This is a genomic window from Streptomyces sp. NPDC031100, from assembly GCF_055570785.1.
Map to the genome: position 1 here is coordinate 409,103 of NZ_JBVIGN010000001.1, position 12,525 is coordinate 421,627.

Consider the following 12,525-nt stretch of genomic DNA (forward strand, 5'->3'; position numbering starts at 1 on the left):
GAAGCCAGGCCGGTCCACCTGGGAGGACGCGTCTAGCCGACGGTGGCGTCCTTCAGGGGCCGTGCCGGGTCGGCCAGGGCCTCCGGGTCCATACTCCGGCCCGCCTCGATCAGGCGGCGGCCCTGGGCCAGGTCACGCGGTCGGCCGACGGCCAGGAGGGCAACGAGGCGGTTCTCGCGGAGCCAGCACACCGTCCAGGCCGGGCCCGCCGGGTCGCCGCGCCACACCATGCGGTCGGCCGCGGGGTGGTGGCCGGCGTACTGGACGAACCGGCCGAACTGCTCGGACCAGAAGTACGGCACCGGGTCGTAGACCACGGGGGTCTCGCCCAGGACGTTCGCGGCGACCGTGCGCGGGCCCTGCAGGGCGTTGTCCCAGTGGTGGACCAGCAGCCGGGCGCCGTACCGGGCCGAGGGGAAGGAGGCGCAGTCCCCGACCGCGTACACGTCCGCGACGGAGGTGCGCAGGTGGGCGTCGGCCACGACCTCGCCGTGCGCGCCCAGCTCGATGCCGGAGCCGGCCAGCCAGGCGGTGGCGGGGCGCGCGCCGATGCCGACGACGACGGCGTCCGCGGGCAGCCGCGTGCCGTCGGCGAGCACCACCGTGCCGGGCTCGACGCGCTCCACGCGCGCGTGCGTGCGCAGCTCGGCTCCGCTCTCGGCGTACCAGGCGGCCATCGGGGCGGCCACCTCGGGCGGGAGCGCGCCCGCCAGCGGGCGTTCGGCGGCCTCGACGACGGTCACGGCGCAGCCGGCCTCGCGGGCGGCCGTGGCGAACTCGGCGCCGATCCAGCCGGCGCCGACGACCACGATGTCGTGCTGCCGGGCGAGCACGGGCCGCAGCCGTTCGGCGTCGTCCAGGGTGCGCAGCAGGTGCACGCCGGGCACGCCCTCGGTGCCCGGCAGCGTGATCGGTTCGGCGCCGGTGGCGAGAACCAGCACGTCGTACGGGACGGGCCCGGCCTCGGTGTCCAGCTCGTGGTCGCCGGGGCGTACGCCCAGCACCTCGCAGCCGAGCCGCAGTTCGATGCCGAGCGACTCGAAGTCGACGTCGAAGGCGGAGCCCTCGGCCTTGCCGAGCAGCACGGCCTTGGACAGCGGCGGCCGGTCGTACGGCTGATGGGGCTCGGCGCCGATCAGCGTGATGGTGCCCGTGAAGCCCCCTTCGCGCAGGGCGACCGCGGTCTGCACCCCGGCCATGCCCGCGCCCGCGACGACCACGCGTCGCCCCTGTGACGTGCCCTGTTGTGGTGTCTGCTCGCTCACCCGATCACCATAGTCAACTGACAATTCGTCAGTCAGGAGGTGTGCTCGGTGACCTGTTCCACAACGCTGGTCCCGGCGCCCGGCCGGGACTCCCACTCCCAGGTCTCCTCCAGCCGCACCCGCCCGTCCGGCAGCTCCACGACGGCCGACACGCAGTGCCCCGCGGAGGTGGTCCCGTCGTGCCCCAGCTGCACGTACCGGAAGTCCAGCCGGTCGCCGTCCCGGGTGCCGACCAGATGACCGCGTACGACGTCTCCGCCCACGTACTCGGCCCAGATCTCGCCGCCCCTCTCGTGGTACGCGAACCGGGTGCGCGTACCCACCTGACCTGGGGCTTGGTCCGCCACGGGGGCCAGGATCAGACCGTCGAGCGAGCGGGCCATGGGCAGGGCCTCCCTTACGAGTGACGAGCGCCGCGGGCTAGGGTGGCCACCGTACAAGCACTCGCGGGAGCCCGGACGCACCGGGCTGAGAGGGAGGCTGGCGGCCTCCGACCGTACGAACCTGATCCGGGTCATGCCGGCGAAGGGAGGGGCTGGACGCCCATGTCGTCACGTACGTCCGACGTCCTCGTCATCGGGGGCGGAATCATCGGCCTGGTCACGGCCTGGCGTGCCGCGCAGCGCGGGCTCGCCACGGCCGTGGTGGACCCCGATCCCGGCGGCGGGGCCGCACAGGTCGCGGCGGGGATGCTGGCCGCCGTCACGGAACTGCACTACGGCGAGGAGACGCTGCTCGCCCTGAACCTGGAGTCCGCCCGCCGCTACCCGGACTTCGCGGCCGAGCTGACCGAGCTGACCGGCCACGACCTCGGCTACCGGCGCTGCGGCACGCTCGCCGTCGCGCTCGACGCCGACGACCGCGCCCACCTGCGCGAACTGCACGCGCTCCAGCAGCGCTCGGGCCTGGAGTCGGAGTGGCTGTCCGGGCGGGAGTGCCGGCGCCTGGAGCCGATGCTCGCGCCCGGGGTGCGCGGCGGGCTGCGGGTGGACGGGGACCACCAGATCAATCCGAGGCGGCTGGCGTCCGCCCTGGTGGCCGCGTGCGAGCGGGCCGGGGTGGTGTTCCACCGGTCGTGGGCCGAGCGGCTCGAGGTCGCGGGCGACAGGGCCACAGGGGTCGCCACCCCGGACGGCACCCGGCTGGGCGCGGGGCAGGTCGTGCTCGCGGGCGGCAGCCTGAGCGGGCGTCTGGCGGGCGTCCCGGACGACGTCCTGCCCCCCGTGCGGCCGGTGAAGGGGCAGGTGCTGCGACTGACCGTGCCGCGCCGGTACGCGCCCTTCCTGAGCCGGACCGTGCGGGCCGTGGTGCGCGGCAGCCATGTCTACCTGGTGCCGCGGGAGAACGGCGAGCTGGTCGTCGGCGCGACCAGCGAGGAGCTGGGCTGGGACACCACGGTGACCGCGGGCGGCGTGTACGAGCTGCTGCGCGACGCCCACGAGCTGGTGCCGGGGATCACCGAGCTGCCCCTCACCGAGACCCGGGCGGGACTGCGCCCCGGCTCCCCCGACAACGCTCCGCTGCTCGGCCCCTCCGGGTTCGACGGGCTGCTGCTGGCCACCGGGCACTACCGCAACGGGGTGCTGCTCACGCCCGTCACCGGGGACGTCATGGCGGAGCTGCTGGTCGGCGGTGAGCTGCCCGAGGAGGCCCGTCCGTTCACGCCGAAGCGCTTCGGCGCCGTACCCATGGAGCAGCCCGCATGAACATCTCCGTCAACGGGGAGCGCCACCAGGTCGCCCCGGGCACCGCGCTGGACGCCCTCGTGAAGACGCTCACCGTGGCGCCCTCCGGGGTGGCCGCCGCCCTCAACGAAACCGTCGTCCCGCGCGCGCAGTGGGCGACCACGGCCCTCGCCGAGGGCGACCGTGTCGAAGTCCTCACCGCCGTCCAAGGAGGATGACCCATGGCCGACGATCCCTTCGTCCTCGGCGGTGTGCCCCTCGGCTCCCGGCTGATCACGGGCACGGGCGGCGCACCGAGCCTGGAGGTGCTGGAGCGGGCGCTGGTCGCCTCCGGTACGGAGCTGACCACGGTGGCCATGCGGCGGGTCAATCCCGAGGTGCACGGCTCGGTGCTGTCGGTGCTGGAGAAGCTGGGCATCCGGGTGCTGCCGAACACGGCGGGCTGTTTCACCGCCGGCGAGGCGGTGCTGACCGCCCGGCTGGCCCGGGAGGCGCTGGGCACCGACCTGATCAAGCTGGAGGTCATCGCCGACGAGCGGACGCTGCTGCCCGATCCGGTGGAGCTGCTGGAGGCGGCGGAGACGCTGGTCGACGACGGGTTCACGGTGCTGCCGTACACCAACGACGATCCGGTGCTCGCGCGGAAGCTGGAGGACGTGGGCTGCGCGGCGGTGATGCCGCTGGGCTCGCCGATCGGCTCCGGGCTCGGGATCCGCAACCCGCACAACTTCCAGCTGATCGTGGAGCACGCGCGCGTGCCGGTGATCATGGACGCGGGAGCCGGTACGGCGTCGGACGTGGCGCTGGCCATGGAGCTGGGGTGCGCGGGCGTGATGCTCGCCTCGGCCGTCACCCGGGCCCAGGAGCCCGAGACGATGGCCGCCGCCATGAAGCACGCGGTGGAGGCGGGGCGGCTGGCCCGGCTGGCCGGGCGGATCCCGCGCAGGCACTTCGCGGAGGCGTCCTCCCCGACGGAGGGCCGCGCCCACCTGGACCCGGAACGCCCTGCCTTCTAGGTGCGTGCCACCAGGGTCACAGCTCTGCTGCATTCCGTCCCCGGGACGGCCCGACGGGCGGGACTGTCGGTCACCCCTCGTACACTCGCCTGCGTGGATACGACCCTTCAGGACCCCCTGGTCGGGCAGGTGCTCGACGGACGGTATCGCGTCGACGCACGGATCGCGGTCGGCGGGATGGCCACGGTCTACCGGGCCCTGGACACCCGCCTGGACCGCGTTCTCGCGCTCAAGGTGATGCACCCGACGCTGGCGGCCGACGGTTCGTTCGTGGACCGGTTCATCCGGGAGGCCAAGTCGGTCGCCCGGCTCGCCCACCCCAACGTGGTGCAGGTCTTCGACCAGGGCACCGACGGGTCGTACGTGTACCTGGCGATGGAGTACGTCGCCGGGTGCACCCTGCGGGACGTGCTGCGCGAGCGGGGCGCGCTGCAGCCGCGGGCCGCGCTGGACATCCTGGAGCCGGTGCTGGCCGCGCTCGGCGCCGCGCACCGGGCCGGTTTCGTGCACCGGGACATGAAGCCCGAGAACGTGCTGATAGGCGACGACGGGCGGGTCAAGGTCGCCGACTTCGGGCTCGTGCGGTCCGTGGACACCGTGACCAGTACGACGGGTGCCGTGCTCGGGACGGTGTCGTACCTCGCGCCCGAGCAGATCGAGCAGGGCACCGCCGACCCGCGCGTCGACGTGTACGCGTGCGGTGTCGTCCTCTACGAGATGCTGACCGGCGGCAAGCCGCACGCCGGGGACTCCCCCGCGCAGGTGCTCTACAAGCACATCCACGAGGACGTGCCGCCGCCCTCGGCGCTGGTGCCGGGGCTGCCGTACGAGCTGGACGAGCTGGTCGCCTCGGCCACCGCGCGCACCCCCGGCATCCGGCCGCAGGACGCGGCGGCGCTGCTCGGCGAGGTGCTGCGGGCGCGTGCCGCGCTCACCGCCGAGCAGCTGGACGCCCTGCCGCCCCAGGCGCTGTCCGCGGAGCACGACAACGCAGGGGATCGTACGAGCGTGATACCGCGCTCGCTGACCTCCCCCACGCTCGGCTCCGCTCGCGCGGGGGGACCCCCATCCCGGCCGCTGCCGGTCAACGAGGACGACGAGGCTCCGGCGGTGCAGCACACCAGCCGGCTGGAGAGCCGGGACCTGCCGCCCCGGCGGCGGCGGACGCGGCCCCGGCGCGGGCTCATCACCCTCGTCGCGGCCGTCCTGGTGGTCTTCGGTGTCGGCGCCGGCGTCTGGTACATCAACTCCGGGCAGTTCACCAAGGTCCCGCAGCTGCTGGCCAAGACCGAGGAGCAGGCGAAGGCGCGGCTGAAGGCGGCCGGGCTCGACGTCAAGCAGGTCAGGGAGGAGTACAGCGACACGGTGCGGCGGGGCACGGTCATCAGCACCGACCCGGCGGGCGGGTCCCGGATCCGCAGCAACGACTCCGTGACGCTCGTCATCTCCCGCGGCCCCGAGATCGTGAAGGTGCCCGATCTGGAGGGCGTGCCGCTGGGCAAGGCGCAGGCCCGGCTGAAGGCGGCCGGTCTGGAGCCGGGGATGGTCAACCGGGCGTTCAGTGACAGTGTGGACAAGGGCTCGGTGATCAGCACCGACCCGGCGTCCGGCACCAGGCGGCACGCGGGCTCGGCGATCGCGCTCGTGGTCAGCAAGGGCAGCCCGATCGACGTGCCGGACGTCACCGGGGACGACCTGGACGACGCCAAGCAGGAGCTGGAGGACGCCGGTCTGAAGGTGACCATCTCCTCGGAGCAGGTCAACTCCGAGTACGACAAGGGCAAGGTGGCCCGGCAGTCCCCGGCGGGCAACAGCCAGGCCGGCGAGGGCGACACCGTGACGCTGACGCTGTCCAAGGGCCCGGAGATGGTCGAGGTGCCGGACGTGGTCGGGGACAGCGTGGACGACGCGAAGAAGGCGCTGGAGGACGCCGGCTTCAAGGTCGAGGAGGACCGGGGGCTGCTCGGGCTCTTCGGCGACACCGTGAAGGAGCAGTCGGTGGACGGCGGCGAGACCGCGCCCAAGGGGTCGACGATCACCATCACCATCCGGTGACGGGAGGCGGCGCGCCGCGTGACACCCTGAACGGGTGAGCATCGAGCAGTCCCGCCCCCTCTCCGCCGGCCCCGGAGCCGGTCCGTCCCGCAACCCCGTCGGCGGTCATGTCCCGGTGGCCGGCGGCCTGCACTCCGTAGGCCTGACGTACGCCCGTGACCTGAAGGCCGAGACCGTCCAGGTCTTCGTCGCCAATCCGCGCGGCTGGGCCACGCCTGCCGGGAACCCCCGGCAGGACGAGGCGTTCCGTCAGGCGTGCGCCGAGGAGTCGATCCCGGCGTATGTGCACGCCCCCTACCTGATCAACTTCGGTTCGCACACCGAGGCGACCGTGGAGAAGTCGGTGGAGTCGCTGCGGCACTCGCTGCGGCGCGGGCGGGAGATCGGCGCTCTGGGTGTCGTCGTCCACACGGGCAGCGCGACGGGCGGGCGGGAGCGCGCCGTGGCACTGCGGCAGGTCCGCGCGCACCTGCTGCCGCTGCTGGACGAGCTGACCCACGACGACGATCCGTACCTCCTGCTGGAGTCGACCGCCGGGCAGGGTGCCTCGCTGTGCTCGCGCACCTGGGACTTCGGACCGTACTTCGAGGCGCTGGACGCGCATCCGAAGCTGGGCGTGTGCCTGGACACCTGCCACATCTTCGCCGCCGGGCACGACCTGACCGGCCCGAGCGGCATGCACCAGACCCTCGACCTGCTGGTGGACACCGTCGGCGAGGGCCGCCTGAAGCTGATCCACGCCAACGACTCGAAAGACGTGGTCGGCGCGCACAAGGACCGGCACGAGAACATCGGCGCCGGCCACATCGGCGAGGACCCGTTCCGGGCGCTCATGACCCACCCCGCGACCCAGGGCGTACCGCTGATCATCGAGACGCCCGGCGGCAAGGAGGGGCACGCGGCGGATGTGGAGCGGCTGAAGAAACTGCGCGACGGCTAACCCCTTGGGGAATACCCCTGGGGGGTATACGGTTCTTGCTGGGCGCAGGAACCGTTACCTGACATGGGGGCAGTCATGCAGCACGAGGCACACGCAGAGCACAAGGATCACTTGGAACACGGGGCACACGCGGCACACGCGGCCCGGCACGAAGCGCACGGGCACGCCCACCACCACGCACCCGCCGCCACCTGGCCCATGGCCGCCCAGGCGACTCTGCACTGCCTCACCGGCTGCGCCATCGGTGAGGTGCTGGGCATGGTCATCGGTACGGCGTTCGGCTGGGGCAACCTGCCGACCATGGTGCTGGCGATCGTCCTGGCCTTCGTCTTCGGCTACTCGCTCACCCTGCGCGGTGTCCTGCGCGCCGGCGTCGACTTCCGCACGGCCTTCCGGGTGGCGCTGGCGGCGGACACGCTGTCGATCGCCGTGATGGAGCTGATCGACAACGGCGTGATCCTGGTCTGGCCGTCCGCGATGGACGCGACGCTCGGCGATGCGCTGTTCTGGATCTCGCTGGTGATCTCGCTCGTGATCGCCTTCGTGGTGACCACGCCGGTCAACAAGTGGACGATCGGGCGGGGCAAGGGGCACGCGGTGGTGCACCAGTACCACCACTGACCGGCACGCCGGGAGAGGTCAGAGCTCGGGGCCGTCCCCGAGCTCCTCCTGGTAGGAGTAGCGCTGCTCCTTCCAGGGGTCGCCGATGTTGTGGTAGCCGCGCTCCTCCCAGAAGCCGCGGCGGTCGGCGGTCATGTACTCCACGCCGCGCACCCACTTGGGACCCTTCCAGGCGTACAGGTGCGGGACGATCAGGCGGACGGGGAAGCCGTGCTCGGCGGTGAGGAGTTCGCCGTCCTTGTGGGTGGCGAAGATCGTGCGGTCGGAGGCGAAGTCCGACAGACGCAGGTTCGAGCTGAATCCGTACTCCGCCCAGACCATCACATGGGTGACGTCCGGCGCCGGCGGGGCCAGGTCCAGGATCGCGCGGGCCGGGATGCCGCCCCACTCCGCGCCGACCATGCTGAACTTCGTCACGCAGTGCAGATCGGCCACTACGGTGGTGTACGGCAGGGCCGTGAACTCCTCGTGGTTCCAGGTGTGCTTGTCACCGTCGGCGGTGGCACCGAAGACCCGGAACTCCCAGCGTTCGGGCCGGAACTTCGGCACCGGCCCGTAGTGCGTGACCGGCCAGCCACGCTGGAGGCGCTGCCCCGGCGGAAGCTCGGACCCTGCCCCTGCCCCAGATTCGCGCTCCACCGGATGACCCATGTCTCCATCCTGACAGACCTCGGGCAGTGCCCTTGACCACCGTCCCGCAAATCGGACAACTGCTATCAAGTCAGCGTGTACTTACTAAGTACTCACTTACTGGACGATCTTCCTCGCCGGTGCAATCATGCGGCCGCGTACCCCACCTGTCCTTTCGTGCGGAAGGAGCCGCTGCCATGCAGGGCGACCCCGAGGTCATCGAGTTCCTCAACGAGCAGCTCACCGGCGAGCTGACCGCGATCAACCAGTACTTCCTGCACGCGAAGATGCAGGAGAACTTCGGCTGGACGAAGCTCGCCAAGTACACGCGGCACGAGTCGTTCGACGAGATGAAGCACGCCGAGGTGCTCACCGACCGCATCCTGTTCCTGGAAGGGCTGCCCAACTACCAGCGGCTGTTCCATGTGCGGGTGGGACAGACCGTCAAGGAGATGTTCGAGGCGGACCGGCAGATCGAGGTGGAGGCGATCGACCGGCTCAGGCGGGGCATCAAGGTGATGCGCGAGAAGGGCGACATCACGTCCGCGAACATCTTCGAGGACATCCTGGCCGACGAGGAGCACCACATCGACTACCTCGACACCCAACTCGAACTGGTGGAGAAGCTCGGCGAGGCCCTCTACATCGCGCAGATCATCGAGCAGCCCGAGAGCTAGCAGCCGGAGGGCTAGGCAGCCTCGTCCAGGCCCGTGGGAGCGGACAGCTCCGCCAGTACCGGCCGGCCCTGGTCGGCCAGCTCACGGCGCGGGCACGCGCCACGGCCGAGGATCGCCTGGATACGCCGTACGCACGAACCGCAGTCGGTGCCCGCCTTGCAGGCGGAGGCGATCTGGCGGGGGGTGCAGGCACCGCCCTCCGCGTGCTGCTTGACCTGGGCCTCGGTGATGCCGAAGCAGCTGCACACGTACACGCCGTTCACCTCCCGACGGGATTGATAGGTATTGCCGTCCCGCTTGATCGGTGAGGCTAACCTAACCTTACCCGGCGCGCCGGAACCGCAAAAGTGGGGTGGGGCGCGGATCGTATGTGATCCGCGCCCCACTTCATCTCTGCGTAACAGGCGAACCCGTCACTGGTCCCTGTACATCTCCGCGACGAGGAACGCCAGGTCGAGGGACTGGCTGCGGTTCAGGCGCGGGTCGCAGGCCGTCTCGTAGCGCTGGTGCAGGTCGTCGACGAAGATCTCGTCGCCGCCGCCCACGCACTCGGTGACGTCGTCGCCGGTGAGCTCCACGTGGATGCCGCCCGGGTGGGTGCCCAGGCCCTTGTGCACCTCGAAGAAGCCCTTGACCTCGTCGAGCACGTCGTCGAAGCGGCGGGTCTTGTGCCCGGAGGCCGCCTCGAAGGTGTTGCCGTGCATCGGGTCGGTCACCCAGGCCACCGTCGCCCCGGACGCCGTGACCTTCTCCACCAGCTCCGGAAGCCGGTCCCGGATCTTGTCCGCGCCCATCCGCACGATGAAGGTCAGCCGGCCCGGCTCCCGCTCGGGGTCGAGACGGTCGATGTAGGTCAGCGCCTCCTCGGCCGTCGTCGTCGGGCCGAGCTTGATCCCGATCGGGTTGCGGATCTGCGAGGCGAACTCGATGTGCGCGCCGTCCAGCTGCCGGGTGCGCTCACCGATCCACACCATGTGCGCGGAGACGTCGTACAGCTTGCCGGTGCGCGAGTCGACCCTGGTCAGGGCGGACTCGTAGTCGAGCAGCAGCGCCTCGTGCGAGGAGAAGAACTCGACCGTCTTGAACTCCTCCGGCTCCGCGCCGCAGGCCCGCATGAAGTTCAGCGCGTTGTCGATCTCGCGCGCCAGCTGCTCGTAGCGCTGCCCGGACGGGGACGACTTCACGAAGTCCTGGTTCCAGGCGTGCACCTGGCGCAGGTCGGCGTAGCCGCCGGTGGTGAAGGCGCGCACCAGGTTGAGCGTCGAGGCGGAGGCGTTGTACATCCGCTTCAGGCGCTCGGGGTCCGGGACGCGGGCGACCTCGGTGAAGTCGAAGCCGTTGACGGAGTCGCCGCGGTAGGTCGGCAGGGTCACGCCGTCGCGGGTCTCGGTGGGCTTGGAGCGCGGCTTGGAGTACTGGCCGGCGATCCGGCCGACCTTCACCACCGGCACCGAGGCGGCGTAGGTCAGGACGGCTCCCATCTGGAGCAGCGTCTTGAGCTTGTTGCGGATGTGGTCGGCGGACACCGCGTCGAAGGCCTCGGCGCAGTCGCCGCCCTGGAGAAGGAACGCCTCTCCCTTGGCGACGGCCGCCATCCGGGCGCGCAGCTGGTCGCACTCGCCCGCGAAGACGAGCGGCGGATACGACTCGAGGTCCGCGATCACTGCGCGCAGAGCCTCGGGGTCGGGGTACTCGGGCTGCTGCGCCGCGGGCAGGTTTCGCCAGGTGTTGCCAGCGCTCGCGCTGGTCTTAGCGTTCACGGTCACCCCATCAACATTACGGGGTCGTGTCGCGGGTCCCTTCATCCGCTCATCAAGTGAGACGGCTCGTGGACGAGCCGGGAAGCCGGAGCGGGGTCCGGTCCGTCTGGATCCGAACCCCGCCGTGCCGTACGTCAGTGCAGGTTCTGGACCGCCGAGTCGGTGAAACCGACGGCGAAGACCGCACGCAGCGACATGGTGGTGGTGTCGCTGTTGTGGGCGTAGCAGACGTCACGCGTGTCGGTGGCGTCCTTGTAGTCGGCCGGGTACTGCGTCTTCAGCGAGGTGCTCGGGCAGATGCCCTCCGTCAGGCCCCACAGCTCGTCCACCTGGGTGGTGCCCAGCTTGGGCCAGTGGCTCAGGGCCTGCGGCGGACCCGCCGCCCAGTTGCCGCCGGCCGCGCAGGTCGTGCCGGCGCGGGTGTCGCCCACCCAGGTGTGCGAGTACACGCCGGGCTGCGTGCCGCAGCCCTTGTGGAAGGCGAAGTTCAGCACGCCCGAGCCGTCGGTCCAGGTCATGCCGCCCTGCAGCCCCCGGTAGCGGGAGGCGGCGTAGGCGTCCTCGATGACCGTCTTGCCGCCGGACATGTTCAGCAGCCCGGGGTACGACGTGGCGCTCGTCGGGTTGAGCTGGTAGCGCACCACGCGACCACCGTCGACGCCGCCGTACCACTCGCCCGTGACCAGCTTGTACGGGCTTCCGCCGGTCTTGTCCAGGGACAGCCAGGAGTAGCAGAGGTGGTCCGGGTCGAGGGCCCCGTTGTTCGCGTCGGAGTCGCACGCGGAGGGCGTGCCCGACTGCTGGTAGTAGTGCACCTCGGGCAGCACGTACGGGTAGCCGCACGCGCTGGAGCGGCCGCCGTTGATGCCGTAGGTGCTGACGCCGGAGCCGTAGTCGTCGACCTTGGCGAGCTTGTTGATGTCGAAGACCCGGATGCCGTGGGCGGTGTCGGTCACGTAGATGTAGTTCGCGTACCAGACGATGCCGCCGCCGTGACCGGTGACGTACTTGAAGTTCGAGGCCGTGGACGAGGTGCTGGTCGGCTCGGCGAGCAGGACGTGGCGGTACTTGCCGGTGTCCCGGTCGATGAAGGTGAGCTTGAGCAGGTTGTCCGTCTTGCAGCCGCTGGAGGTCTCACCGCTGAGGGTGTTGTAGTGCCAGGAGACAGCCGCGACATGGGCGCCCTGGATGGCGCCGTCGCCTCCGTCGGCGGTGCCGGTGGTGCTCAGACCCTGCGGGTACCAGTGCGCGGTGGTGTCGTCGGCGTGCGCCGAGGACCAGCACCAGGCGGTCGAGGTGGTCACCGGCGGCAGCGCCTTGGTCTCGTCACCGGTGCACGAGCGCATCGAGCGCAGGTTCATCCAGCTGTCGGTCGCACCGGACGAGTCCGTCGTGTAGTTGGTGGTGACGACGTCGGGGAGAGTCGCGTGGCTCGTCAGGTAGTTGGTGTAGAGGTTGTTGGTCGCCGAGGCATAGCTGGTGTCGGTCATCTTGAACTGGTCGGCACCGAGCGTCAGCTGCGTCACGGTGGGCCCGTCGACGGCCGTAGCGGGCTGTCCCGTCAGGCCGGTGAACAGGGCGGCCGCGGCGGCGATCACGGCCAGCGGTCTGAATCTGCGTATGGAAACCACGCAAACCTTCCATGAACATGGAGTGGATTGGACATGCCAAAGCCATGATCATAGACGGCATGGGGTACCCTGCGGACATGCTCGCGCACACGAACCAGAACTGGTGGTGGACCGCTCGTCCGGCGGCCCACTGACTGCGCGTATCCGTAGACATCGCGAAGGCCGCCCGAGGGGCGGCCTTCGGTGTGTCCGGGGTCGTTCCTCTCCGTCCTCTCCGTCCTCTCCGTCAGACGATCGAGAAGGAG

At 70.9% G+C, this 12,525-nt stretch carries 14 protein-coding genes and 1 riboswitch; of the genes, 8 read left to right on the forward strand and 6 right to left on the reverse strand.

Annotated features, from left to right (window positions below; all coding sequences use genetic code 11):
• Window positions 1-32: 32 nt before the first annotated feature.
• The gene (locus ACZ5DS_RS01885; protein ID WP_468232966.1) at window positions 33-1,265 is read right to left on the reverse strand and encodes an NAD(P)/FAD-dependent oxidoreductase; all 1,233 of its coding nucleotides are present in this window, start codon (window positions 1,263-1,265) and stop codon (window positions 33-35) included.
• A 32-nt stretch (window positions 1,266-1,297) separates the two neighbouring features.
• Complete coding sequence (locus tag ACZ5DS_RS01890) at window positions 1,298-1,648, reverse strand: avidin-fold protein (RefSeq protein ID WP_468232967.1); 351 nt, start codon at window positions 1,646-1,648, stop codon at window positions 1,298-1,300.
• Window positions 1,649-1,701: 53 nt separating this feature from the next.
• A riboswitch (TPP riboswitch) is annotated at window positions 1,702-1,813 on the forward strand.
• On the opposite strand from ACZ5DS_RS01890, the gene thiO reads away from it, so the two are divergent.
• From thiO to ACZ5DS_RS01920, 6 genes are all read left to right on the forward strand, one after another.
• A complete protein-coding gene (thiO, locus tag ACZ5DS_RS01895; protein ID WP_468232969.1) occupies window positions 1,811-2,971 on the forward strand; it encodes a glycine oxidase ThiO in 1,161 nt (386 codons plus the stop codon). (Overlaps the previous riboswitch by 3 nt.)
• A complete protein-coding gene (thiS, locus tag ACZ5DS_RS01900) occupies window positions 2,968-3,168 on the forward strand; it encodes a sulfur carrier protein ThiS (protein ID WP_468232971.1) in 201 nt (66 codons plus the stop codon). The genes thiO and thiS overlap by 4 nt, the downstream gene beginning before the upstream one ends.
• A 3-nt stretch (window positions 3,169-3,171) precedes the next feature.
• Complete coding sequence (locus tag ACZ5DS_RS01905) at window positions 3,172-3,966, forward strand: thiazole synthase (protein ID WP_468232973.1); 795 nt, start codon at window positions 3,172-3,174, stop codon at window positions 3,964-3,966.
• Between the two features lie 93 nt (window positions 3,967-4,059).
• Window positions 4,060-6,021, forward strand: a complete 1,962-nt coding sequence (gene pknB / locus ACZ5DS_RS01910; RefSeq protein ID WP_468232975.1) for a Stk1 family PASTA domain-containing Ser/Thr kinase — start codon at window positions 4,060-4,062, stop codon at window positions 6,019-6,021.
• A 34-nt stretch (window positions 6,022-6,055) separates the two neighbouring features.
• Window positions 6,056-6,961 carry a deoxyribonuclease IV gene (locus ACZ5DS_RS01915; protein WP_468232976.1) on the forward strand — a complete coding sequence of 302 codons (906 nt, stop codon included), beginning with the start codon at window positions 6,056-6,058 and terminating at the stop codon, window positions 6,959-6,961.
• 75 nt (window positions 6,962-7,036) lie between these two features.
• Complete coding sequence (locus ACZ5DS_RS01920; RefSeq protein WP_468232978.1) at window positions 7,037-7,582, forward strand: DUF4396 domain-containing protein; 546 nt, start codon at window positions 7,037-7,039, stop codon at window positions 7,580-7,582.
• Between the two features lie 18 nt (window positions 7,583-7,600).
• Here the strand turns inward: ACZ5DS_RS01920 and ACZ5DS_RS01925 are convergent, their stop codons facing one another.
• Complete coding sequence (locus ACZ5DS_RS01925) at window positions 7,601-8,233, reverse strand: sulfite oxidase-like oxidoreductase (protein WP_468232980.1); 633 nt, start codon at window positions 8,231-8,233, stop codon at window positions 7,601-7,603.
• A 176-nt stretch (window positions 8,234-8,409) separates the two neighbouring features.
• Between ACZ5DS_RS01925 and bfr the strand changes: the two genes are divergently transcribed.
• Complete coding sequence (gene bfr, locus ACZ5DS_RS01930) at window positions 8,410-8,889, forward strand: bacterioferritin (protein WP_468232982.1); 480 nt, start codon at window positions 8,410-8,412, stop codon at window positions 8,887-8,889.
• 11 nt (window positions 8,890-8,900) lie between these two features.
• Here bfr and ACZ5DS_RS01935 read toward each other — a convergent pair whose 3' ends face one another.
• The 3 genes from ACZ5DS_RS01935 to ACZ5DS_RS01945 form a co-directional block, all read right to left on the reverse strand.
• On the reverse strand, window positions 8,901-9,152 hold the full coding sequence (locus ACZ5DS_RS01935; protein ID WP_468232984.1) for a (2Fe-2S)-binding protein: 252 nt from the start codon (window positions 9,150-9,152) through the stop codon (window positions 8,901-8,903).
• A gap of 150 nt (window positions 9,153-9,302) precedes the next feature.
• The gene (locus ACZ5DS_RS01940; protein WP_468232986.1) at window positions 9,303-10,655 is read right to left on the reverse strand and encodes a class II 3-deoxy-7-phosphoheptulonate synthase; all 1,353 of its coding nucleotides are present in this window, start codon (window positions 10,653-10,655) and stop codon (window positions 9,303-9,305) included.
• Between the two features lie 128 nt (window positions 10,656-10,783).
• Complete coding sequence (locus ACZ5DS_RS01945) at window positions 10,784-12,280, reverse strand: hypothetical protein (RefSeq protein ID WP_468232988.1); 1,497 nt, start codon at window positions 12,278-12,280, stop codon at window positions 10,784-10,786.
• Window positions 12,281-12,357: 77 nt separating this feature from the next.
• Here ACZ5DS_RS01945 and ACZ5DS_RS01950 point away from each other — a divergent pair, with 77 nt between their 5' ends.
• Window positions 12,358-12,414, forward strand: coding sequence for a trp operon leader peptide (locus ACZ5DS_RS01950; protein ID WP_468233860.1), 57 nt, complete (start codon window positions 12,358-12,360; stop codon window positions 12,412-12,414).
• Window positions 12,415-12,525 lie beyond the last annotated feature (111 nt).